This window comes from Pseudomonas sp. UBA6310 (genome assembly GCF_002438225.1).
GTDB classification, from domain to species: domain Bacteria; phylum Pseudomonadota; class Gammaproteobacteria; order Pseudomonadales; family Pseudomonadaceae; genus Pseudomonas_O; species Pseudomonas_O kuykendallii.
Map to the genome: position 1 here is coordinate 26,895 of NZ_DJTK01000002.1, position 22,118 is coordinate 49,012.

At 68.4% G+C, this 22,118-nt stretch carries 20 protein-coding genes; 10 read left to right on the forward strand and 10 right to left on the reverse strand.

Translation table 11 applies throughout. The annotated features are described in order from the left end of the window. Positions 1 to 96: 96 nt before the first annotated feature. From B3E91_RS00280 to B3E91_RS00290, 3 genes are all read right to left on the reverse strand, one after another. Positions 97 to 831 carry an FKBP-type peptidyl-prolyl cis-trans isomerase gene (locus B3E91_RS00280; protein ID WP_273229706.1) on the reverse strand — a complete coding sequence of 245 codons (735 nt, stop codon included), beginning with the start codon at positions 829 to 831 and terminating at the stop codon, positions 97 to 99. 195 nt (positions 832 to 1,026) lie between these two features. Continuing rightward, positions 1,027 to 1,707: a spermidine synthase gene (locus B3E91_RS00285; RefSeq protein ID WP_287027863.1), complete on the reverse strand. Its 681-nt coding sequence runs from the start codon at positions 1,705 to 1,707 to the stop codon at positions 1,027 to 1,029. Positions 1,708 to 1,769: 62 nt separating this feature from the next. Continuing rightward, the gene (locus tag B3E91_RS00290) at positions 1,770 to 2,447 is read right to left on the reverse strand and encodes a GntR family transcriptional regulator (RefSeq protein ID WP_287027864.1); all 678 of its coding nucleotides are present in this window, start codon (positions 2,445 to 2,447) and stop codon (positions 1,770 to 1,772) included. 278 nt (positions 2,448 to 2,725) lie between these two features. Here B3E91_RS00290 and B3E91_RS00295 point away from each other — a divergent pair, with 278 nt between their 5' ends. The 8 genes from B3E91_RS00295 to B3E91_RS00330 all read left to right on the forward strand — a co-directional run bounded on the left by B3E91_RS00295 (position 2,726) and on the right by B3E91_RS00330 (position 12,451). Then, positions 2,726 to 4,048: an aminotransferase class III-fold pyridoxal phosphate-dependent enzyme gene (locus B3E91_RS00295; protein WP_287027865.1), complete on the forward strand. Its 1,323-nt coding sequence runs from the start codon at positions 2,726 to 2,728 to the stop codon at positions 4,046 to 4,048. Next, positions 4,045 to 4,416, forward strand: a complete 372-nt coding sequence (locus B3E91_RS00300) for a nuclear transport factor 2 family protein (protein ID WP_175534407.1) — start codon at positions 4,045 to 4,047, stop codon at positions 4,414 to 4,416. Before B3E91_RS00295 ends, B3E91_RS00300 begins: the two co-directional genes overlap by 4 nt. A gap of 138 nt (positions 4,417 to 4,554) precedes the next feature. Next, complete coding sequence (locus tag B3E91_RS00305) at positions 4,555 to 6,630, forward strand: hydantoinase/oxoprolinase family protein (protein WP_287027866.1); 2,076 nt, start codon at positions 4,555 to 4,557, stop codon at positions 6,628 to 6,630. An 11-nt stretch (positions 6,631 to 6,641) separates the two neighbouring features. Beyond that, entirely contained in the window at positions 6,642 to 8,438 is a 1,797-nt protein-coding gene (locus B3E91_RS00310) for a hydantoinase B/oxoprolinase family protein (protein ID WP_287027867.1), read from the forward strand. A gap of 81 nt (positions 8,439 to 8,519) precedes the next feature. Continuing rightward, positions 8,520 to 9,638 carry an ABC transporter substrate-binding protein gene (locus B3E91_RS00315; protein ID WP_287027868.1) on the forward strand — a complete coding sequence of 373 codons (1,119 nt, stop codon included), beginning with the start codon at positions 8,520 to 8,522 and terminating at the stop codon, positions 9,636 to 9,638. 64 nt (positions 9,639 to 9,702) lie between these two features. Further along, the gene (locus tag B3E91_RS00320; protein WP_287027869.1) at positions 9,703 to 10,596 is read left to right on the forward strand and encodes an ABC transporter permease; all 894 of its coding nucleotides are present in this window, start codon (positions 9,703 to 9,705) and stop codon (positions 10,594 to 10,596) included. Next, entirely contained in the window at positions 10,593 to 11,381 is a 789-nt protein-coding gene (locus tag B3E91_RS00325) for an ABC transporter permease (RefSeq protein WP_287027870.1), read from the forward strand. The genes B3E91_RS00320 and B3E91_RS00325 overlap by 4 nt, the downstream gene beginning before the upstream one ends. Next, on the forward strand, positions 11,378 to 12,451 hold the full coding sequence (locus B3E91_RS00330; RefSeq protein WP_287027871.1) for an ABC transporter ATP-binding protein: 1,074 nt from the start codon (positions 11,378 to 11,380) through the stop codon (positions 12,449 to 12,451). Before B3E91_RS00325 ends, B3E91_RS00330 begins: the two co-directional genes overlap by 4 nt. A gap of 408 nt (positions 12,452 to 12,859) precedes the next feature. On the opposite strand, the gene B3E91_RS00335 is transcribed toward B3E91_RS00330, so the two are convergent. Continuing rightward, positions 12,860 to 14,269, reverse strand: a complete 1,410-nt coding sequence (locus tag B3E91_RS00335) for an NAD(P)/FAD-dependent oxidoreductase (protein ID WP_287027872.1) — start codon at positions 14,267 to 14,269, stop codon at positions 12,860 to 12,862. Between the two features lie 33 nt (positions 14,270 to 14,302). Further along, the gene (locus B3E91_RS00340) at positions 14,303 to 15,118 is read right to left on the reverse strand and encodes a nuclear transport factor 2 family protein (protein WP_287027873.1); all 816 of its coding nucleotides are present in this window, start codon (positions 15,116 to 15,118) and stop codon (positions 14,303 to 14,305) included. A 197-nt stretch (positions 15,119 to 15,315) separates the two neighbouring features. Here B3E91_RS00340 and B3E91_RS00345 point away from each other — a divergent pair, with 197 nt between their 5' ends. Together B3E91_RS00345 and B3E91_RS00350 are read left to right on the forward strand one after the other, a co-directional pair. Then, positions 15,316 to 16,245, forward strand: coding sequence for an AEC family transporter (locus B3E91_RS00345; RefSeq protein ID WP_287027874.1), 930 nt, complete (start codon positions 15,316 to 15,318; stop codon positions 16,243 to 16,245). A gap of 126 nt (positions 16,246 to 16,371) precedes the next feature. After that, entirely contained in the window at positions 16,372 to 17,631 is a 1,260-nt protein-coding gene (locus B3E91_RS00350) for a 3-phosphoshikimate 1-carboxyvinyltransferase (protein WP_287027875.1), read from the forward strand. 102 nt (positions 17,632 to 17,733) lie between these two features. Here the strand turns inward: B3E91_RS00350 and B3E91_RS00355 are convergent, their stop codons facing one another. The 5 genes from B3E91_RS00355 to B3E91_RS00375 form a co-directional block, all read right to left on the reverse strand. Next, a complete protein-coding gene (locus B3E91_RS00355) occupies positions 17,734 to 18,345 on the reverse strand; it encodes an ABC-type transport auxiliary lipoprotein family protein (protein ID WP_287027876.1) in 612 nt (203 codons plus the stop codon). Continuing rightward, positions 18,342 to 19,277 carry an MlaD family protein gene (locus B3E91_RS00360; RefSeq protein WP_287027877.1) on the reverse strand — a complete coding sequence of 312 codons (936 nt, stop codon included), beginning with the start codon at positions 19,275 to 19,277 and terminating at the stop codon, positions 18,342 to 18,344. Before B3E91_RS00360 ends, B3E91_RS00355 begins: the two co-directional genes overlap by 4 nt. Then, the gene (locus B3E91_RS00365; RefSeq protein WP_287027908.1) at positions 19,277 to 20,065 is read right to left on the reverse strand and encodes an ABC transporter ATP-binding protein; all 789 of its coding nucleotides are present in this window, start codon (positions 20,063 to 20,065) and stop codon (positions 19,277 to 19,279) included. The genes B3E91_RS00360 and B3E91_RS00365 overlap by 1 nt, the downstream gene beginning before the upstream one ends. After that, complete coding sequence (locus B3E91_RS00370; protein ID WP_287027878.1) at positions 20,059 to 21,186, reverse strand: ABC transporter permease; 1,128 nt, start codon at positions 21,184 to 21,186, stop codon at positions 20,059 to 20,061. The genes B3E91_RS00365 and B3E91_RS00370 overlap by 7 nt, the downstream gene beginning before the upstream one ends. Before the next feature lie 127 nt (positions 21,187 to 21,313). Next, the gene (locus tag B3E91_RS00375) at positions 21,314 to 22,117 is read right to left on the reverse strand and encodes an ABC transporter permease (RefSeq protein ID WP_090231583.1); all 804 of its coding nucleotides are present in this window, start codon (positions 22,115 to 22,117) and stop codon (positions 21,314 to 21,316) included. Between the last annotated feature and the right edge of the window lies 1 nt (position 22,118).

A 22,118-nucleotide genomic window follows, 5' to 3' on the forward strand; every position in this document is an offset into this window, starting at 1 on the left:
TTCCGTACCTGTTCAGACTGCCCGGTCGAGTGACGGTTCGTTACCCCGGAAACGACAACGCCCCGCAGAACGGGGCGTTGGTCGGTAACGCGGGGGTTACTTGGATTCGGCGGGCTGCTCGGCGTCGCTCGGAGCCTGGTTAGGGTCCTTGATCGCCAGCAGTTCCAGCTCGAACACCAGCACCGAGTTGGCCGGAATCATCGGGCTCGGGCTCTGTGCGCCGTAAGCGAGCTCGCTGGGAATGTAGAGCTTGAACTTCTCGCCAACATGCATCAGTTGCAGACCTTCGACCCACCCCGGAATCACGCCGTTGACCGGCAGATCGATCGGGGTGCCGCGTTCGATGGAGCTGTCGAAGACCTTGCCGTCGATCAGCTTGCCTTCGTAATGAACGGTGACGACGTCGGTCGGCTTGGGCTGGGCGCCGTCCGCCTTCTTCAGCACTTCGTACTGCAGGCCCGACGCGGTGGTGGTCACACCTTCGCGCTTGCCGTTGTCTTCGAGGAATTTCTTGCCGGCCTTGGCGTTTTCTTCGCCAACCGTCTTCATGCGCTCCTCGGCGCGTTTCTGCAGGGAAGCGAAGGCTTCGATCAGCTCTTCGTCCTTCAGGCGCGGCTCTTTCTTGCCGATGGCATCTTCGATGCCCTGGGCGACGGCTTTGGAGTCCAGATCATCCATGCCTTCCTGAGCCAGGCTTTTGCCCATGTTCAGGCCGATGCCGTAGGAGGCCTTCTGAGCCGGCGTTTCCAGTTTCACGCTGGTCTGCGAGTCGCAGCCGGCCAGAACCAGACCAACCAGGGCCATCGCTGCCGCCAACCGATGTTGTCTCATGCTATTTCCTTAACCTGCGCCGTAGTGGGCAATCGAGTGAAGGCGCGAGCTTAGCAGGCCGTCGCGATCACTGGCTACCGCGATAGGAGGCCGAAAAAGGCGATAAGTTCGCGTTCGCAAGAAGGAATTTTCAGCGCCGCCAGCCCAGTAAAACCGCCACATGGCGGGTTGCCGCAGGGCGAACGGGACGAGTGATCAGAGCTTGCCGGCGATCCAGATCGTGTGGCGCGGGCCACGGTTGCCGTGGGCGAAAACCTGCACCTCTTCGGCCTTGAATCCCGCCCTGGAGAGCCGCTCGGAGAATTGCCGGTCGGCGCTGGCCGACCATACGGCGAGCACGCCGCCTTTGCGCAGCGCCTTCGCGCAGGTGCGCAGGCCTTCCATCGAGTACAGCCAACTATTGGATTTCTGCGTGAGCCCCTCGGGACCGTTGTCGACGTCCAGCATGACGGCGTCGAAGGCGCCGGGTCCGGCCTTGAGGATCGCCGCGACGTCGTCGTTGAGCACCCTGGCGCGCGGATCGCGCAACGGATAGCCGGACTTTTCGCCCAGCGGACCGTGGTTCCATTCGATGACGCCCGGCACCAGCTCGGCCACCTGCACTTCCGCGTCCTTGCCCAGGTGCTTGAGCGCCGCGGCCAGGGTGAAGCCCATGCCCAGGCCGCCAATCAGCACGCGCACCTGGGGCCGACCGGCCACGCGCTTGCAGGGGATTTCCGCCAGCGCATCCTCCGAACCGTGCATGCGCGTGTTCATCAACTGGTTGCCGCGGCCCCCCTCGAACTTGATCACGAAGTCTTCGCCGTACTCGAACAGGCAGAGGGCGCCGCCGTTGTCGGGGATGGGCGTGGTATCGAGGAGGACGAAGCGTTTCATGGCGGACTCGGGCGATGCGGGGCCGGCATGATCCGGCGCGCCGCGGGCAAAGTCGAGATCGATCAGGCGTTTTGCGGGTAGTCGAGCAGATCCAGCGGATTGCCGTTGAGCCGTGCCAGCAGGTCGCCGACCGTGGAAAGAATGTGCAGACGCATCTCCTCGGCGGCGCGACGGTCGTCGCCGGACTCGATGGCGGCCAGCAGGGGTTCGTGCTCGGCGGCTACGCCCAGCAGGTCCTGGTGCGAGGTGTTGTCCAGGGCGACGGCCATCAGCAGGCGGCCGCCGAGGCTGCGGAACAGCTCGATGGCCAGCTGATTGCCGCTGTGCTGGCAAATCTCCGCATGGAAATCCAGCTCGTGCCGCGCCACCAGCATGGTGTCGCCCTTCTGCGCCGCCTCGTCCATCAGCGCGACCAGTTCACGCAGGCGGCCGGTGGACATGCCGCGCAGCGTCGCCAGGCGAATGGTCATGGTCTCCAGCGCGAGGCGCACGTTATAGAGGTCGATGATCGCCGCGGCGTCGAGCACCTTGACCGTGGCGCCGTGGTGCGGCCGCTCCTCGATCAGGCCGTCTTCCACCAGGCGGCGGATGGCCTCGCGAACCGGCGCCCGGCTGGTGCCGAACTCCTGCGCCAGCTGGGTCTCGATCAAGCGCGAGCCGATGGGCAGGTCCCCGACGATTATCAGCTCCCGGATACGCTCGTAAGCCAGGTCGGCCATGCGCGTTCGATGCAGCGGCATGGCGCTCTCGGATCTTTCGGGTGATTCAAAGGAAGCCATCGGAGTCTCCGGCCGGCGAGGTAACGATTAAAAGACCCTAACACAAGGGAGGAGATAGCTCACTCCGACCTCCGTCGGAAACGCCCGGACGCCGCATGGAAGGCTCTAGGACGCGGCTTACGAAAAGACAAGGCGAGGCTGGTGGAGGGCAATGATAGAAGGATACAAAAAGATTGTCGACAATATACAGTCGACATGAAATGCTATGTCCATATACCGATCCCGAGGAAGGCACGGGCATGGGCAGGTTGATCCAGACAGGGCTGAACGCCGGCGAAGAGCCGAGCTTCCGCATCGTTGGCGGCGAAGGGGTGTACTTCTTCCTCGCGGACGGCCGTCGGGTCATCGATGGCAGCAGCACCGGCGGTCCACTCGGCCATGCCTACCCGGACATGCAGGACGCCCTGCGCAGGGCCGCCAGTGCCCCCGTGGTCAGCGAAGGCTGGGCCTGGGGCGAGCGTGAAGCCGCGGCGGATGAGCTGATCGATATCGCCTTCGCCGGCGAACACGACTGGGTCGGTGGCGTGCGCTTCTTCCTCAGCGGCAGCGAAGCCAACGATCAGGCGCTGTCGCTGGCCCAGGTGCTCAGCGGGCGGGCGCCGTTCGCCACCCGCGAGCGCGCCTATCACGGCCTCACCGGTCTGTCCCGCGACGCCACCCTGCAGCCGCACTGGCATGGCGGCCTCGCCTCGCATCATGGCGGCACCCGGCCGACGCCCTGGCGCGTAGCGGTTCACCAGCTGCCCGCGCCGATCGGCGCCAGCTACGGCGGCGATGTCTGCGTGCCGCCGCTGGAGACGCGCCTCGCCGGCGTTCCGGCGCAACTGGCCGACAGTGCGGCGATGATCATCGACTACACCCAGGGCGGCATCTATCACGACGCCGACTATCAGGACCGCATGGCGGCGATGGCCCGGGCGGCAGGCTGCCTGTGGATCGCCGACGAAGTGGTGACCGGCCTGGGCCGCAGCGGGCGCTGGTTCGCCTTCCAGGGCGGCGACAGCCGTCCGGACATCGTCACCCTCGGCAAGCCATTGGCCGGTGGCGCGGCGCCGGCCGGCGCGGTGGTGCTCTCCAAGGACGTGATGGAGCGGCTGAAAGACAAATCCTGGCAGAGCTACAGCACCTTCCGCGGTCACCCGAGCATGGTCGCCGCGGTACGCGCCTATTTGCGCGTAGTGGTGCGCGAAAAGCTGCTCGAGAGAACCGCGCATCTGGAACAGGTGATGAAGCGCCGCCTCGGCGAAATCGCTGCCCGCCATCCCATCGTCGCCCGTGTCGACGGTCGTGGCCTGCACTGGACCATCGAGCTGCACGGCCCGGACTGGCGCGACTGGCGCGCCGACACCCTGGAACCCACCCTCGCCTCGCGCGTCGCCGAGCGCGCGCTGGAAGCCGGTGCCCTGATCGGCACCAGCGGGGAACAGACCTCGCTGTTCCTCGCGCCCGCGCTGATCATTTCCGACAGCGAACTGGAAACCCTGCTGGCCGCACTGGATTACGGCCTGGAACTGCCGCATGAAGCGGCCGTCGAGCAATGCATCAATGGAGCGATCGCATGAGCACACCCAAGAGCGAACTGCTAAAGGTCATCCAGCGCTATTTCGACGCGCTGTATTTCGGCCGTTCGGACTGGTTCAACGAGATCTTCCACGCCGAGGCGCGGCTGTTCTCGTCCACGGACGATGAATTCATCATGCTCGACCTGCCGCTGTACCTCGAGCGGATCACCCGCCGGGAAGCGCCCGCGCAGCGCAACGACCCACGCGTCGACGAGATCATCAGCCTGGAAATGCCGACGCCGACCACCGCCCACGTGCGCGTACGCGACCTCTACCTGCCGCAGAGCTTCGTCGACGACATGACCCTGATCTTCCTTGGCGACACCTGGAAGATCGTCTCCAAGGTCTGGCACTACGAAGCGGCCTGACCGCTCCCCCACCCATGCCTTCCCACCGGAAACGGCGATACCGTTCAGCGCCTGCTTCACCCGGGCGCGGAGACGGCTCTGTTTTGCGCGATACTGCATTTCTCGTCGTGGCCGCGACTAACGAGAGAGATCAGGAGCATGTACAGGATTTCCGTGGATACCGGCGGCACCTTCACCGACGTGGTGGTGACCGACAGCAGCGGGGGCTACACCATCGGCAAGGCCCTCACCACCCATGCGCGCATCTTCGACGGCATGCGCGAGGCCCTCGGCGTCGCCGCCGAACAACTGGGGCTGGGCGTCGAGGCGCTGCTCGGCGCGACCGATCTGTTCATCTACGGAACCACGCGGGCGACCAACGCCATCGTCACCCAGCGCGTTGCGAAGACCGCGCTGCTGGTCACCGAAGGTTTCCCCGACATCCTCGTGCTGCGCGAAGGCGGCAAGCTCAATCCCCACGACTTCAGCCGCGACTACCCCGAGCCCTACGTCCCGCGCCGCTACACCTTCGAGGTGCGCGAGCGCATCCGCGCCGACGGCAGCGTGTCGCGCGACTTCGACGAGGCGCAGGCGCGCGAGGTGATCGGCCAACTGGCGCGGCACGACTTCGAGGCGATCGCCGTGTGCCTGCTCTGGTCGATCGCCAATCCGGCGCATGAACAGCGCCTCGCCGCGCTCCTCGACGAACTGCTGCCCGGCGTGCCCTACACCCTTTCGCACCGCATCCTGCCGGTGATCCGCGAGTACCGCCGGGCTTCGGCCACCAGCATCGACGCCTCGCTCAAGCCGCTGATGCAGCAGCACCTGAGCGGGCTGGAGCGCGACCTGCGCGCGGCCGGATACGCCAACGACATCCTCGTCTCGACCACGCTGGGCGGCTGCATGAACGTCGCCGAGCTGATCGAGGCGCCGATCCACACGGTGAAATCCGGCCCGGCCATGGCGCCGGTCGCCGCGGCCGCCTACACGCGCCTGGAAGACCTCGGCAGCAACGCCATCGTCTGCGACACCGGCGGCACCACCTTCGACGTCGGCCTGGTCCGCGATGGCAACCTCACCTACAGCCGCGACACCTGGCTCGGCGGCCTGTGGAGCGGTCACCTGCTGGGCATTTCCTCGGTGGACATCCGCTCGGTCGGCGCCGGCGGCGGCTCCATCGCCTGGTGCGACGAAGGCGGCCTGATGCGCGTCGGCCCGCAGAGCGCCGGCTCCGATCCCGGCCCGGCCTGCTACGGTCGCGGCGGCGAGTTGCCGACGGTGTCGGACGCCGCCTGCGTGCTCGGCTACTTCAATGCCGGGGCCTTCCTCGGCGGGCGCATGCGCCTCGACGTGGCGGCCGCGCGCCGCGCCCTCGCGCCGCTGGCCGAGCGTTTCGGCGCCAGCATCGAGCAGACCGCCTACGACATCATCAGCCTGGCCAGCGAGCTGATGATCAAGGCGATCCGCGAAATCACCATCGCCGAGGGCGTCAATCCGAACGAAAGCACCCTGGTCGCCGGCGGCGGCGCGGCCGGCATCAACATCCTGCCGATTGCCCGCGAGCTGGAATGCGAACGCGTGGTGCTGCCCAAGGCGGCCTCGGCGCTGTCCGCCGCCGGCATGCAGTTCGCCGACATCCTCAAGGAGGAAACCGCGAGCCTGGTGACTACCTCGAACCGCTTCGACCACGCCGCGGTAAACCGCACCCTGGGTGAACTCGAACGGCGCCTGCTGGGCTTTCTCGAAGGCCTCGGCGCACAGGCACGCGACAAGGCGCGCCTCGAGTTCTTCGTCGAGGCGCGTTACTTCGGGCAGATCTGGGAGCTGGATACGCCGCTGCCGTTCAGCCGTATCGAGAACGCGACGGACGTCGAACGGTTGGTCGAAGCCTTCCACCAGGTCCACCAGCGGGTATTCGCCATCGACGACCGCGCCAGCGCCGTGGAATGCATCAACTGGAAGGCGCGCCTGACCGTCGCCCTCTCCTCGCCGCTGGTGCAGACCCTCGCCCGCGCGGCGCGGGGCGAGGACGCGCCGGTGGCCGCCTACCGGACCTGCCACTTCGACGCCGGGGTAAGCATCGAAACGCCGATCCACGCTGGTGCCGACCTGCTTCCCGGTCACCGTGTGCAGGGCCCGGCGATCATCGAGGAGCCGACCACCACGCTGGTGGTCTATCCGGGGATGTCGGCGCGCGTCAGCGACGCCGGCAACTACATCCTGAGCTACCAGTGAGGGCGCCCGGAATGGACCAGAAGCAAGCCATCAACCCAGTACTCACCGCGGTGATCGCCAATCGCATCGACGGCATCGTCCGCGAGATGACCAACACTCTGCTGCGCGCCGCGCGCTCGGCGGTGATCAACAGCGCGCGCGACTTCAGCTGCGGCCTGTGCACCGCCGACAACCAGCTGCTGGCCTGCGCCGACGGCCTGCCGATCCACAGCTTCGGCGCGCACCTGCAAACCCGCACCATGTGCGAGTTCCACCCGGACCTCGCCGAGGGCGACGCCTTCCTGCACAACGACCCGTACACCGGCAACACCCACCCGGCCGACCACACCATCCTGGTGCCGGTGTTCGTCGAGGGCGAACACCTCTTCACCGTGGTCGCCAAGGCGCACCAGGCGGACATCGGCAACTCGCAACCGACCACCTACCATGCCTCGGCGAAGGACGTGTACGAGGAAGGCGCGCTGATCTTCCCGGCGGTGCGCGTGCAGCGCGACTACCAGATGAACCAGGACATCGTGCGCATGTGCCAGAGCCGCATCCGCGTGCCCGGCCAGTGGTACGGCGACTTCCTCGCCAGCCTCGGCGCCGCGCGGATCGGCGAGCGGCGACTCAAGGAGCTTTGCGAGAAGTACGGCAAGAAACGCATCAAGACCTTCGTCCGCGACTGGCTGGACTACTCCGAGCAGCGCATGGCCCAGGCCATCCGCCGGCTGCCCAGGGCGCGACTGGTGAACACCGGTGGCCACGATCCGGTGGAAGGCATCGTGCCCGAGGGGATTCCGATCAAGCTGGAAATCGAGGTCGACCCCGAGGCGGCGATGGTCACCCTGGACATGCGCGACAACATCGACAACCTGCCCTGCGGCTTCAACGTCAGCGAGGCCTGCACCATTTCCGCCTCGCTCACCGGCCTGTTCAACTCGCTGCCGGCGGACATCCCGAAGAACTCCGGGGCCTTCCGCCGCGTGCGCATGCTGCTCGGCGAAGGCAAGGTGATCGGCCGCCCGGCGTTCCCGCACAGCTGTTCGGTGGCCACCACCAACGTCGCCGACCGGCTGGTGAACTGCGCCGGCGCGGCCTTCGCCCAGCTCGGCGACGGCTACGGCGTCGCCGAGGGCGGCCTGGGCATGGGCGTGGGCCTGGCGGTGGTCTCCGGCGACGATCCGCGCCAGGGCAACGAGGCCTACGTCAACCAGTTGATCATCGCCATCAACGGCGGCCCCGCCAGCGCCCACGCCGACGGCTGGCTGACCTGGGGCCTGCCGGTGGACTGCGGGCTGATGTACCGCGACTCGGTGGAGATCGACGAGCTCAAGCACCCCATCGAATTCAGCCACATCCGCCTGATCCCCGGCTCCGGCGGCGCCGGCAAGTTCCGCGGCGCGCCGGGCGGCGACATGGCCTACGGACCCACCGAGGCGCCGCTGACGGTGATGTTCCCCTGCGACGGCCAGCTCAGCCCGCCGCGGGGCGTGCGCGGCGGCGGCGATGCGATCGCCGCCGCGGCCTGGCACATCCGCGCCGACGGCAGCCAGAGCAAGCTGCCCAACGTAGTCGCACTGACGCTGCAAAAGGGCGAACTGATCCGCGGCATCGACTGCTCCGGCGGCGGCTATGGCGACCCGCTGGAGCGCGAACCGCGCCGCGTGCTGCACGACGTGCTGGAACGCTGGGAAACCCCGTCGCGCGCCTTCGAGCTCTACGGCGTGGTGTTCAGCGGCTCGCTGGAGGGCCTCGACCTCGCCGTCGACGCGGCGGCCACCACCGTCCGGCGGCAAGCCCTGCGCGCGCAACGCGGCAACGGTTGAGCACCAGGCCGTGTCCGTGGTGTCATCAGCAGGCATCCCGCGCGGACAGGCGGGTAAATCGAGCAACGCAGAGGAAAGAAGATGACGGATGCATCAGATCGCTTGACCCACGACCTCTTCAACGGCGCCCGTTCGCGGCGCGACATGCTCAAACTGCTGGGCATCGCCGGCGCCGCCGGCCTGCTCGGCGGCCCGTTGCTCTCCGGCCGCGCAGAGGCGGCCGCAAAACACTTCACCTGGGGCACCAACGCCGATTACGCGCGGCCCGAGTTCCTCGCGCCCTTCCTCAAGGCCAGCGGCATCGAGGTGCAGACCAGCCTGTTCGCCGACCCTTCGGAAATCATCACCAAGCTGCAATCCGGCGGCGCCGGCGTCGAACTGCTCACCGACGGTTCCTACCACGCGCAGATCACCTATGACGCCGGCGTGCTCAAGCCGATCGACACCGCCAGGCTGAAGAACTGGTCGAAGCTGATTCCCGGCTTCGACAAGGCCGCGGGGATGATCTACGACGGCAAGACCTACGGCGTGCCCTACGCCTGGGGCACCGACTCGATGGTCTACAACCACGGCATCGTCGGCCAGGACGTCGACGACCTGGCAATCCTCTTCGACAAGGAATTCGCCGGGCGCATCGCCATGCCCAACGGCCTGTTCGAGAGCGTGGTGGTGGCCGCCCTCTACCTTGGCATCAAGACCCCGTTCGCCATGGACAAGGACCAGCTCGACGCCGTCGCCGAGGTGCTGATCAAGCAGAAACCGCTGGTGCGCTCCTACTGGAACGACATCGGCGACCTGAAGAACCTCATGGCCACCGGCGAAGTCGCGGTGTGCTGGGGCTGGCAACCGCTGCTGGAAATCCGCAAGTACGACGTCGACGTGCGCTGGACTCACCCGAAGCAGGGCGAGCTGGCCTGGTACGACGCGGCCTTCCTGACCAGGGACGCCAACGCCGAGAGCGAGGCCGCCTGCCTGGCCTTCATCGACTACCTGCTCGGCGAGCAGTACGGCGCGATGATCGGCAAGGACATCGGCTACCGCACCACCTCCACCGCAGCGATCGCCACGATGGATAGCAAACTGGTCGACTCCCTCGACCTGGCCAAGCCGGACGCCTTCCTGAAGAACGCCGTCTGGTGGACCTCGCCGACCAACCCCGCCGGCTATCAGGCGGTGTGGGACAAGGTACTCAACGCCTGACACCGATACGCCCCGCCGTTCTCCCGGACGGCGGGGCGTGGGTGGACGTACCTTCGGAGGCCGCGTGCGCTTTTCCCGTTATCCGCTGATCACCGGCGGCCCCTGGCTGCTCCTGCTGCTGACGTTCTTCGTGCTGCCCATCGCCGGCCTGCTGCTGCTTTCGCTGTCGCCGGGCAACGGTTCGGCGGCGGCGTTCCCGACCCTGGACAACTACCGCGGGATTCTCGACCTGGCGTCCGGCCGCCCGCAGGTGCTGGCGCGCACCCTCGGCGTGGCACTCGGTGTGGTGCTGCTGGCCACGCTGATCGCGCTGCCGGTGGCCTACTACCTCGCCAAGGGCGTGCGCTCGACGCGGTTGCAGGCGCTGGTGCTGATGCTGGTGACCGTAACCTTCCTGGTCGGGCCGCTGATCCGCACCGTGTCCTGGCGCGGCATCCTCGGCGTGAAGGGCCTGATCAACACGGCGCTGACCAGCAGCGGCCTGCTCGACGCGCCGATCATGGCGCTGCTCTACGGGCGGCCGGCGGTGATCGCCGCGATGACCTACAACAGCTTCCCGTTCATGCTGTTCACCCTGTTCCTGGCGATGAGGACCATCGACGACCGCTACCTGGTGGCGGCGCGCGACCTCGGCGCCTCGGCCAGCGCCACCTTCTGGCGCATCGTCATGCCGCTGGCGGCGCCCGGCCTGTGCGTCGGCGCGGTGCTGGTGTTCGTACCGACCCTGAGCACCGTGCTGGAACCGGAAATGCTCGGCGGCACCTCCGGCCGGCTGACCACCACGGAAATCCGCGACCAGTTCTTCCACGCGTTGAACTGGCCGCTGGGCAGCGCGCTCACGGTGCTGCTGATCGTCGCCGGCGGGCTTGCCGTCGGCCTGCTGGCGGCGCTGCTGGCACTCTTCGCCCGCGCCTGCGGACGCATCGGCCTGAGCCTAGGCGCGGGTGGCGGACGATGAAGCGCCCGCGCCACCCGTTCCTGCTGCTGTGCACCCTGGCGATGCTGATCTACGCGCTGGTGCCGATCGTCACGGTGATCGCCTTCAGCTTCAATCCGCTGCCGTTCTACGCCTTCCCGATCACCGGCTTCACCGGCAAATGGTACGCCGCGCTGGTCGCCGACCCCCGCATCGGCGCCTCGCTGCTCGCCTCGCTGGGCATCGCCACGCTGGTGGCGCTGCTGGCGACGCTGCTCGGCACGCTGTTCGCGTTCTTCGTGGTGCGCGCCCAGGCGCGCTTCAAGCGCCTCTGGTTGGCCTTCGGTTTCCTGCCGCTGGTGGTGCCGGTGCTGGTGCTCGCCGCCGGCCTGCAGGTGGCCTTCGTCGAACTCGGCCTGCCGCTCGGCTACCCCACGGTGATCATCGGCCACACGCTCTACACCTCGCCCTTCGTCGCGCTGATGGTGATGGCGCAGCTGCTGCGCTACGACGAGCGTCTCGACGAAGCCGCCCGCGACCTCGGTGCCAGCCAGCGGCAGATGCTGCGCCACGTGACCCTGCCGATCCTCTGGCCGAGCATCCGCTCCGGGCTGCTGCTGGCCTTCCTGCTGTCGTTCAACGAATGGGCGATCGCCTTCTTCACCGGGCGCGGCTTCAACACCCTGCCGATGCTGATCTACTCGATGGCGCGCAACGGCCTGCCGCCCAGCGTGCTGGCTTACTCCGCGCTGGCCGTCGGCTGCGTGCTGCTGGTCGCCGGGATGATCCTGCCCTTCGCTCTCAAACTCATCCGAGGACGCGCATGACCCCGCCCGACTCCCCCCGCGACCTGGTCATCGATGCGGTGAGCAAGACCTACGGCGCCACCCTGGCGGTGGACCGCGTCAGTCTGAACGTCGGCCACGGCGAAATCGTCGCCATCCTTGGCCCGTCCGGTTCCGGCAAGACCACCCTGCTGGGCATGGTCAGCGGCCGGCTCGGCCTCGACGGCGGCGACATACGCATCGCCGGGCGCTCCATCGCCGGGTTGCCACCGGACCGCATTGACGCCGCCACGGTGTTTCAGGACTACGCGCTGTTCCCGCACCTGAACGTGCTGGAAAACATCGGCTTCGGCCTGCGCATGAAGGGCCTGGGCAAGGCCGAGACCCGCGCCGCGGCGCTGCGGATGCTCGAACTGGTGGGCCTTGCCGACTTCGCCGAGCGCGCGGTGACGCAGCTTTCCGGCGGCCAGAAGCAGCGCGTCGCCACCGCCCGCGCGCTGGCCGTGCAACCCGCCGTGCTGCTGCTCGATGAACCTCTCGGCGCGCTCGATAGGCAGATTCGCCAGCGTCTGCAGCGCGAACTCGCCGGGCTGCTGCGCGAGCTGAAGATGACTGCGCTGCTGGTCACCCACGACCAGGAAGAAGCCTTCGCCATGGCCGACCGGGTGGCGATCATGCAGGCCGGCAGGCTGGAACAGATCGATGCGCCGGGCGAGCTGTACCGCTGGCCGCGCACCGAATTCGTCGCCACCTTCCTCGGCGCCGGCAGCCTGCTCGATGCCCGCTGCCTGGCCAGCGATGCCGCCGTGCTGGAGTGCGAAGCGCTCGGCGGCCGCTTCCGCACGCGCAGCCGCCTTTCCATCGCGCCCGGCCCGGTGCGCGTACTGATCCGCCCGGAACAGCTCCAGATTGCCCGCCCCGGTGAGCTGACGGCGCCGGTATGGCGCGGCGCACGCATTGCCGAGGTGCTGAACAGCGGCGAGGTCACCCGTTACCGGCTGGACATCGCCGGCACCCCGCTGGAATCCGTCGCCCTCGGCCTGCCGCGCTTCGCCCCTGGCGAGCAGGTGGACTGCACGCTGGAGCGTGACGGGCCGGTGGTGATCGGCTGACGTGAGCGGGGCTGGGTTGGTGGGCTGAAGCCCACCCTACCCGGCCGGGGATCGTAGGGTGGGTTAGCCGCGCCGCACGGATCGCCCGCAGCTCCACGAAAGCCCGTCTCGCCCGGTGGGCTAAAGCCCACCCTACTTGATCCGGAACCGTAGGGTGGGTTAGCCGCGCTGCACGGATCGTCCGTACCTCCGAGAAAGCCCGTCGCGGCGTAACCCACCGTGCGGAGCTTCGTCAGGCCGTAGGGTGGGTTAGCCGCGCCGCACGGATCGCCCGCAGCTCCACGAAAACCCATAGCGGCGTAACCCACCAAGCGGCGGTTCGCCAGACGCAAGGGCAGCCGTGCCCGATGGGTTGAAGCCCACCCTACCCGGTCCGGGGCGGTAGCCGCCTCGCCGGACACAACGCGGTCAATGCATGAAGGTGTCGAGGTAGGCGGCGACGCTTCTCGCCAGGCGCCGGCGCCAGGGCGGTGTCGCCGGATTGGCGAGTACGCGGTCTTCGTGGGCGAAGGAACGCATGATCAGCTGATAGCCGAGCCAGCGGCATGGCTCGGGTTCCCAGCGGCGCAGGCTCTTGTCCAGCGGCTGGTCGCGGGTCACCCAGGGCAGCCGGGTCAACGCGCTGTCGTTGTGCAGGATCAGGTCGGCGACGGTGCGCCCGCCGAGGTTGCTCGCGCCGACGCCCTCACCGCCGAAACCGCCGGCCAGCGCCAGGCCGTTCTTCTCGTCGCGCAGCATGTGCGGGCGGAAACGCCGCGCCATGCCCATGTTGCCGCCCCAGGCGTGGGTCAGCTTCACTCCGCGCAGGCGGGGGAAGAGCGACTCGAACAGGTAGCGGCGCAAGCCGATCTCCGCCTCGCTGAGCTGGAAGTCCTCGCGCACGCGCCCGCCGAAGCGGTAGCCACCGCGCGCGCCGAACACCAGGCGGTCGTCGCGGGTGCGGTGGCCGTAGGTGATCTGCCGGCTGTTCTCGGCGAACGCCTGGCCGTCACGCAGGCCGATCTCGTCCCAGGTCGATGCGGGCAGCGGTTCGGTGGCGACGATCAGGCTCTGCACCGCGACCTGATAGGGCTGCAGCAGGCCGAAGCCGCCGGCGTAGCCCTCGACCGCCGGGACGATCCAGTCGGCGCGCACGCGAGCGCGCGCGGTGCGCAGTTCGCGCGGTTGCCAGTCGCTCACCGGGCTGCGTTCGTAGATCGTCACGCCGAGGCGCTCCACCGCTTGCGCCAGGCCGCGTACCAGGCGCGCCGGCTGGATGGTGGCGCAATGCGGCGAATAGATCGCGCCGTAGGCATCGGCGATGCGCAACTGGGCGTCGAGCGCGTGACGGTCCAGCCAGACGTAGTCGCTCTCGTCGTGGCCTTCGCGGTACAGCGCGTCGAGTTCGTGGCGCAGGCGGCTGCGCTGCTCCGGGTAGCGCGCCGCGCAGGTCAGCACGCCGCCCTTGAGATAACCGCAGTCGATGCCTTCCGCCTGGATGACCCCGGCGACCTCGTCGGGAATCGACTTGAGCACCGCGTAGGCGCGCATCCGCTCCTCCTTCGGCAGCGGCGCCAGGTAGCGGTCCTCGCCGAGCATGCGCCCCATCAGCCAGCCGCCGTTGCGCGCGGAGGCCCCGTAGCCGGCGGTCTGCGCTTCGAGGATGACGATGCGCAGCTGCGGCGCCTGGCGCTTCAGGTAGTAGGCGGCCCACAGCCCGCTGTAGCCGGCGCCGACGATCGCGACGTCGACGTCCAGGTCCTGTTCCAGGCTCGGGCGCGCCCGCAGCGGCGTGTCGAGCTGATCCATCCACAGGCTGATGTTTTCCCAGTTCTGCATTGCGAGGGCTCCAGGGCGAGGTGTGCCGGCAGTCTAGGGCGCGTCGGCGTGCGGGTCGTTCGCGCGGGTCCGTGCGGAATTCAGCTGCCTGAGGTAGCCGCGCGGCGGCAGGCCGGTGCGTTCGCGGAAACAGCGGTAGAACACCGACAGCGAGTTGAAGCCGACGGCGAAGGCCAGCTCGTCGATGCGTCCGGCGTCCTCCTCGCCGAGGCGCTCCAGCAGGTGGTCGACGCGGGCGCGGTTGACGTACTGGTAGAAGCTGACCCCGAGCATCTGGTTGAGCAGGTAGGACACCTGGTTGCGGCTGTAGCCGGTGTCGGCGGCGACCTTGCTCAGGTCGAGGTCGCTGGCCAGGTAGGGTTTTTCGCTGGCGAAGTACTGTTCCAGGTCGAGCAGCATCAGGCGGACCTGCACCGACGACAGGCCGAGCCGCTGGATCTTCGCCGTCGGCGCCTCGGCTCCGGCGCCGACGTTTTCCTCGCGCACCGCGGTGGCGTATTCATGGACCCGCCAGATCAGCCCGTCGCGCACGGTGATCGCCTCGCTGGCGCGGAACGAGGCCAGCCGGCCGCTGCGCCGCAGGGTCAGCCGCGAGCAGTACTGGATGAACGCGGTGTCGCCGTCGACGCGGATGCGGTCGGTGTGTTCGATGTGTTGCTGCGGGCTGTGCGGCATGGCGGTGCGCACGTAGTCGCGCAGCGCGTCGAAGGGGATGCGCAGGTTGTTGAAGAAGTCGTAATACTCGATATCGGGGTGATAGAGCGCCATCACGCCGTCCACGTCGAGTGCCATCCAGCACTGGTGATAGCGCTCGACCACCTCGCGGGTTCGCCGGGTTTCCTCGTCCACGCTGCTTCTCCGAATCCTCTGCCAGCGCAGAGTAAGGATTGCCCACCGCTTTGCAACGCCCCGCCGGCGAATTCCTCGGCTGCACGGAACAGCAACGGCCCCTCGGCGGCGACCTGGATTCGACGGCGCCGCGATAGCATTGGACCGCATCGACCGGCAAATCTAAGCTGCGTTTCCCTTCGTACTCGCGGGCGCCCATGTACTCCGTCATCAACGTCGTCATTCCGATCTTCGCCCTGATCCTGGTGGGCTACGTCTGCCGCCGCACCGGCCGCCTGGGACCGACCGCCGCCGCCGAGATCAACAAATTCGTGGTCTGGCTGGGCCTGCCCTCGCTGCTGTTCCAGGTCACCGCCGGCTCGAGCTGGGAGAAGGTCTGGCAGCCGGGCTTCGTCGTCGCCGTCACCGTCGGCTGCCTGGCGGTATACCTGCTGACCCTGGCCTACCGCCTGCGCGGCGAGCGGCGCCTGGTCGACGCCAGCATCGACAGCCTCAGCGCCTCCTACGCCAACACCGGGTTCATCGGCATTCCGCTGTGCGCGCTGGTGTTCGGCCAGGATGGCCTGGAGCCGGCGATGATCGCCTCGATCCTGGTGGTCTGCGTGCTGTTTTCCCTGGCGGTGGTGTGCATCGAGATCGGCCTGCAGGCCGAGAAGAGCCTGCACCACGCCGTGCTCAAGGTGCTCAAGGCGCTGGCGAAGAATCCGCTGATCGTCTCGCCGATCCTCGGCGCGTTCTGGGCGATGGGCGGGCAGCCCCTGCCCGGCCCGCTGCACCAGTTGCTCACCCTGCTGGCGAACGCCACCACGCCCTGCGCACTGGTGTCGCTCGGGCTGTTCCTCGCCCAGGCGCAGAAAGGCTCCAGCGAGGGCGCGATGCCGATCGTGCTGATCAAGCTCATCGTGCAGCCGCTGATCACCTGGGTGATCGCCTTCCCGCTGCTGCACCTGCCGCCACTGTGGGCCAACTCGGCGCTGCTGCTTGCCGCCCTGCCCACCGGCACGGGGCCGTACATGCTCGCCGAGTTCTACAACCGCGAGGCCGCGCTGGTATCGCGGGTGATCCTGGTCTCGACCCTCGGCTCGCTGCTGACCACCTCGCTGCTGCTCTACCTGCTCGGGCTTTAATCCGCGTGACAAAGGCAGCTGCGGCGCAGACACCGCGCGGCGTCGCTGGCATCATTGCAGCCCGCCGCGCCTGCTCGCCCCAGGACGCGCAGCAGACTTTGCACAGGTTCCCAGGAGAGTTCGCCCATGGCCGCCCGGCCCATCCTCACCGTGATTCCACCCACCTCGCCGCTGCGTGGCCAGGTCGCGCCGCCCGGCTCGAAGTCGATCACCAACCGCGCGCTGCTGCTGGCGGCGCTGGCCAGGGGCACCAGCCGCCTCAGCGGCGCGCTGAAGAGCGACGACACCCGGCACATGTCCGAGGCGCTGCGGCAGATGGGCGTCGAAGTGCTCGAACCGGACGACACCACCTTCGTCGTCAGCAGCGACGGCCAGTTGCGCACGCCGACCGGGCCGCTGTTCCTCGGTAACGCCGGCACCGCCGTGCGCTTCCTCGCCGCCGCGGTCACCAGTGTCGACGGCGCCGTCACCCTGGACGGCGACGAATACATGCGCAAACGCCCGATCGGCCCACTGCTCGACGCGCTGCGCAGCGTCGGCGTCGGCGTCGACTGCGCCACCGGCTGCCCGCCGCTGACGGTGCACGCCAAGGGAGGCTTTCCCGCCGGGCGCATCGAGGTCGACGCCGGCCTCTCCAGCCAGTACGTCTCCGCCCTGCTGATGGCCGCCGCCTGCGCCGAAGGCCCGGTGGAAATCGCCCTGCGCGGCAAGGACATCGGCGCCCGCGGCTACGTCGACCTGACCCTGGCGGCGATGCGGGCCTTCGGCGCGCAGGTCGAGCAGCAGGACGAGATGACCTGGCGCGTGATGCCGGGCGGTTATGTCGCGCGCGACTACTTCATCGAACCCGACGCCTCCGCCGCCACCTATCTGTGGGCCGCGCAGGTGCTCAGCCAGGGCGACATCGACCTCGGCGTCGCGGATGCCGACTTCACCCAGCCGGACGCCCGCGCCAACGACTTCATCCGCCAGTTCCCGCGGATGCCGGCGCTGATCGACGGCTCGCAGATGCAGGACGCCATCCCGACCCTGGCGGTGCTCGCCGCCTTCAACGAGACCCCGGTGCGCTTCGTCGGGCTGGCCAACCTGCGGGTCAAGGAATGCGACCGCGTGGCCGCGCTGCATGATGGCCTCAACGCGATTCGCCACGGCCTCGCCACGGTGGAAGGCGACGACCTGCTGGTGGCCGCCGACCCGGCGCTGACCGGCAGCACCTGCGACGCGCTGATCGAGACCCACGCCGACCACCGTATCGCCATGTGCTTCGCCCTCGCCGGGCTGAAGATCCACGGCGTGCGCATCCTCGACCCGGAATGCGTCGGCAAGACCTATCCCGGCTACTGGAAGGCCCTGGGCTCGCTGGGCGTGAGTTTCGAGCGCAGCTAGCCGAACGGACGCGGACAAAAAAACGGCCCTGAGGGGCCGTTTTTCGTTCGATCCGGACGGATATCGCGCGTCGCCCGGCTGATCGGGTGCTGCTCGCGCCCGTTACTCGCCCGCCTGCAACACCCAGCCGCCGACCTGCAGGGCGAGCTCGTCGCTGGCCCGGCCGAAGGCGTCGACGACTTCGGGCACCGCGCGGCCCTGCACCGGCTGGCTCACCTCGAAACGCCGGCTGGCGAGGATCGCGCGGCTGCGGGTATCGATCAGTTGCGCGTCGAAGCGGATCAGCACCTGCGGCTGGCCAGCCTGATATTCGCTCTGGAACGCGCGAAGGTTGCCGCCCAGTTCGCGGTCGGCGCGCAGGTTGTCGTCGTCGCTGCTCAGCCGGGCGATGCCACCGCCGGCGCGCAGCGCCTCGATCAGGCGGTCGCGCAGCAGCACCGGCGCGGCGTCGCTCCAGCGCGCGCCCTTGTAGAAACTCAACCGATCCGGCTGCGGCAGCACGGCGATGCGCGTGCCTTCCAGCCCGCCGGCGGCTTTCGGCCGGGTGACGCGCAGCGAGCCGTCGGCGCCGGCCGGCGCGGCCGCACTGGCGAAGTGGCCGCCGGGAAGCAGGTAGGTGTCCACCGTCTCCGGCTGCGACAGCGCCGAGCAGCCGCTCAGCAGCAGCGCGCCGGCCAGCAGGGCGAGGGAGCGCCCCGGAAAAACGCGGATCATGGCTCGAACTCCTGTGCATGTTCCCGCCCGAGCAGATAGCCCACCGGGTTTTCGTTGAGGCCGTGGCTGACCTGGCGCAGCGAGGCCAGGGTTTCGCGCAATTCGCGAATCGCCGGGCCGAGTTCGCCAAGGCGCTGCAGGCCGATGGCCAGCGAATCGCTGTTGGCGGCGAGGATGCCGTCCAGCCGCGTGCTGCTGCCCTCCAGCGAGGCCAGCGTCTGCTCGGCCTGATCCAATACAACGCGGCCCTTGTCGTTGACCAGAACGTTGGCATTGCGCATCAGCAGCGTGGTCTGTTCCAGCGTCGCGCTGGCCTGCTGGCTGGCCAGCGCCAGCTGGTGGACCATTTCGCGCACGTCGTCGCGCTGGTCGGCGATCATCGCGGTGGCCTGCTGCAGGTTGTCCAGCGTGCGGCTGATGCGTTCGGCGTTGCCCTCGGAGAGCATGCGGTTGATCCCCGTCAGCGCCTGGGTGACGCCGGTCATCAGGTCCTCGCCGTTGGCCAGCAGGCGGGCGATCGGTGACGGATCGGCGACGATGATCGGCGGCTCGCCGTTCTGCGCCACCAGCGGCTGGCTTTCCGGCGTGCCGCCGCTGAGCTGGATCTGCGAGGTGCCGGTGATGCCGTTCATCGACAGCTTGGCGCGGGTGTCCAGCTTGATCGGCGTGGTCGCGACGATGCGGATCTGCGCCACCACACGACGCGGGTCGTTCGGGTCGAGGTGAAGCTCCTCCACCTCGCCGACGCGAATGCCGCTGTACTGCACGGTGCTGCCCTGCGAAAGGCCGCTGACCGCCTCCTTGAAGACCACCCGGTAGCGGTTGAACTCGCCCTCCCCGGAGCGCCCCAGCCAGAAGGCGAAGAGCATGGCAGCGGCGATGGCGATCACCGTGAACAGTCCGATCAATACGTGATGGGCTCGGGTTTCCATCAATCCGTCTCCCGCAGGAATGCATGGGTGTGTTCGGCGGCACGCGCGCGCGGGCCGTGAAAGTAGTCGCGAATCCAGGCGTCGTCGTACGCCGCCACCACCTCGAGGCGATCGGCCACCAGCACGCGCTTCTGCGACAGCACGGCGATGCGGTCGCTGATCGCGTAGAGGGTGTCGAGGTCGTGGGTGACGAGGAACACCGACAACCCCAGCGCCTCGCGCAGGGTGAGGATGAGCTGGTCGAACGCCGCCGCGCCGATCGGGTCGAGCCCGGCGGTGGGCTCGTCGAGGAACAGGATGTCCGGGTCCAGTGCCAGCGCGCGGGCCAGCGCGGCGCGCTTGATCATGCCGCCGGACAGCGAGGCCGGGTACTTGTCGCCGGCGTTCGCCGGCAACCCGGCCAGCGCCAGCTTGACGGCGGCCAGGCGCTCGGCCGAGGCGCGCGAGAGGCCGGCGTGCTCGATCAGCGGCAAGGCGATGTTCTCGATCACCGTCAGCGAGGAAAACAGCGCGCCCTGCTGGAAGAGCACGCCGAAGCGCCGTTCGACACGCGAACGGCGCTGCTCGGGCAGGGTCAGCAGGTCCTCGCCGAACACCCGCACGCTGCCGGCGCTGGGCCGGTTGAGGCCGATCAGGGTGCGCAGCAGCACCGACTTGCCGCTGCCCGAACCGCCGACCACGGCGAGGATTTCGCCACGGCGGATGTCCAGGTCGAGGTGCTCGTGCACCACCTGCGGGCCGAAACGGTTGCTCAGGTCGCGGACTTCGACGATCGCCTCGCTCACCAGTCCATCTCCATGCAGAACAGGGCCACCAGCGCATCCAGCAGGATCACCACGAAGATCGATTTCACCACGCTGATGGTGGTGTGCTCGCCCACCGACTGCGCACTGCCGCTGACCTTGAAGCCTTCCAGGCAGCCGATCACGGCGATCAGGAAGGCGAACAGCGGCGCCTTCGCCAGACCGACCACCAGGTGGCTGACGCCGATGTCGCTGTGCACGATGTTGAGGAACATGCCGGGCGAGATGTCCAGCGCGATGGCGCACACCGCCAGCCCGCCGAGGATGCCGCTGAGCATGCCGACGAAGGTGAGGATCGGCAGTGCGACCAGCAGCGCCAGCAGGCGCGGCAGCACCAGCAGCTCGACCGGATCGAGGCCGAGGGTGCGGATCGCGTCGATCTCCTCGTTGGCGCGCATCGAGCCGATCTGCGCGGTGAAGGCGCTGGCGGTGCGCCCGGCGATGAGGATCGCGGCGAGCAGCACGCCGAATTCGCGGAGGAACGAATAGGCCACCAGGTTCACGGTGAACAGGGTCGCGCCGAAGCTCTGCAGCACGGTGGCGCCGAGGAACGACACCACCGCGCCGACCATGAAGGTCAGCAGCGCGACGATGGGCACCGCGTTCAGCCCGGTCTGTTCCAGGTGCGCGACCATCGAGGTCAGCCGCCAGCGCTGCGGGCGCAGCAGGTAGCCGAGCAGCGATTGCAGGATCAGCCCGATGAAGCCCAGCATCTCCACCAGGTTGCACCAGTGCTCGACCATCGACGCACCGATGCGCTCGAGCAGTTCCAGGTAGGCGGCGCGCGGCGCGGGCGGTGACAGCGGCGCCTGGTCCGCCTGCGAGCGCGCCACCAGCGTCAGCAAGGCCTGCTGCTTGGCCGGCAGGCACTCCTGGGTGGCCGCGCGTTCGACGCCCAGCAGCCGCACCAGCAGCGCGGCGCCGGCGGTATCGAGCTGGCCGAGGTGGCTGAGATCGAAATGCCGTGGGGGTTCGGCGCCCTGGGCCGAGACGACTTCGCGCTCCAGCCGCATGTAGTCGGCCAGCACCCAGTCGCCGGCGATGCGCAGGGTCGGGGCATCGCCGGCATCGAGGCGCGTCAGGCTACCAGGCGTTGTAAGGCTCATCGACTGTCCGGGTCAGGCGGCGGGAAACTCCCTGAGCCTGCCATGATGCCGAGAACAGAGCCTTCGCTCTAGCTTTTTGCAGGTGCAATCGTCGCCGCCGACGCGCCCGGCGCACGCCAGGCACGCGTTACTTCTGCCGGCGCCGGCGGATCACCGCGATCACCGCGCCGCCGAGCAGCAGCAGGCTCGCCGCGCTGAGCGTGCTCATGGTGCCCAGCGCCGGAACCATCGGCGTGTAGCCGGCGACCATCTTCGAGTACAGCCACTTGGGCACCGTGGAGTCGGCGCCGGCGGTGTACAGCGACAGCGGGAAGTTGCCCCAGGACAGCAGGAAGGCGAACAGCGCGCCGGACCAGATGCCCGGCCACAGCAGCGGCAGGGTGATCTCCTTGAAGATGAACAGGCGGCCGGCGCCCAGGTCGATGGCGGCCTCTTCCAGGGTCGCGTCGTAGCTGTAGACCTGGATCGCGATCACCAGCGTCACCACCGGCACGATCCACACCAGGTGCGCGACCACCGCGGTGCGCCAGCTCGGCGTGATACCCAGGGCGTTCATCCACAGCAGCAGCGCCAGGCCAAGCACGGCCTGCGGGAAGAAGATCGGCAACAGCAGCAGCTTCTGGTACAGCTTGCGTCCCTTCCACTCGTAGCGGGCGAACGCCAGCGCGCCGAAGAACGCCAGCAGCACCGAGATCAGCGTCACCAGCAGGGCGACGGTGATCGAGTTCTGCACCAGCGTCTGCACCTCCAGCGAGGCCAGCGTGCGCTGCCACCAGTCCAGCGAGAACTGGCGCACCGGGAACAGGAAGTAGCGGCTCTTCGACAGCCCGGCCAGCGCGCTGCAGACGATCGGCAGGTAGATCGCGATGAGCACGAAGGCGGCCCAGCTGCGGATGAAGAATTCGGAACGGATCTTCGCTTGGGTTCTCATG

Bases quoted from the DNA above. Each gene is read 5' to 3' on its own strand.
- B3E91_RS00290 (WP_287027864.1), bottom strand. From the start codon at position 2,447: ATGCCGCTGCATCGAACGCGCATGGCCGACCTGGCTTACGAGCGTATC.
- B3E91_RS00325 (WP_287027870.1), top strand. From the start codon at position 10,593: ATGAAGCGCCCGCGCCACCCGTTCCTGCTGCTGTGCACCCTGGCGATG.
- B3E91_RS00280 (WP_273229706.1), bottom strand. From the start codon at position 831: ATGAGACAACATCGGTTGGCGGCAGCGATGGCCCTGGTTGGTCTGGTT.
- B3E91_RS00335 (WP_287027872.1), bottom strand. From the start codon at position 14,269: ATGCAGAACTGGGAAAACATCAGCCTGTGGATGGATCAGCTCGACACG.
- B3E91_RS00295 (WP_287027865.1), top strand. From the start codon at position 2,726: ATGGGCAGGTTGATCCAGACAGGGCTGAACGCCGGCGAAGAGCCGAGC.
- B3E91_RS00315 (WP_287027868.1), top strand. From the start codon at position 8,520: ATGACGGATGCATCAGATCGCTTGACCCACGACCTCTTCAACGGCGCC.
- B3E91_RS00350 (WP_287027875.1), top strand. From the start codon at position 16,372: ATGGCCGCCCGGCCCATCCTCACCGTGATTCCACCCACCTCGCCGCTG.
- B3E91_RS00360 (WP_287027877.1), bottom strand. From the start codon at position 19,277: ATGGAAACCCGAGCCCATCACGTATTGATCGGACTGTTCACGGTGATC.
- B3E91_RS00370 (WP_287027878.1), bottom strand. From the start codon at position 21,186: ATGAGCCTTACAACGCCTGGTAGCCTGACGCGCCTCGATGCCGGCGAT.
- B3E91_RS00355 (WP_287027876.1), bottom strand. From the start codon at position 18,345: ATGATCCGCGTTTTTCCGGGGCGCTCCCTCGCCCTGCTGGCCGGCGCG.
- B3E91_RS00330 (WP_287027871.1), top strand. From the start codon at position 11,378: ATGACCCCGCCCGACTCCCCCCGCGACCTGGTCATCGATGCGGTGAGC.
- B3E91_RS00300 (WP_175534407.1), top strand. From the start codon at position 4,045: ATGAGCACACCCAAGAGCGAACTGCTAAAGGTCATCCAGCGCTATTTC.
- B3E91_RS00310 (WP_287027867.1), top strand. From the start codon at position 6,642: ATGGACCAGAAGCAAGCCATCAACCCAGTACTCACCGCGGTGATCGCC.
- B3E91_RS00375 (WP_090231583.1), bottom strand. From the start codon at position 22,117: ATGAGAACCCAAGCGAAGATCCGTTCCGAATTCTTCATCCGCAGCTGG.
- B3E91_RS00345 (WP_287027874.1), top strand. From the start codon at position 15,316: ATGTACTCCGTCATCAACGTCGTCATTCCGATCTTCGCCCTGATCCTG.
- B3E91_RS00305 (WP_287027866.1), top strand. From the start codon at position 4,555: ATGTACAGGATTTCCGTGGATACCGGCGGCACCTTCACCGACGTGGTG.
- B3E91_RS00285 (WP_287027863.1), bottom strand. From the start codon at position 1,707: ATGAAACGCTTCGTCCTCCTCGATACCACGCCCATCCCCGACAACGGC.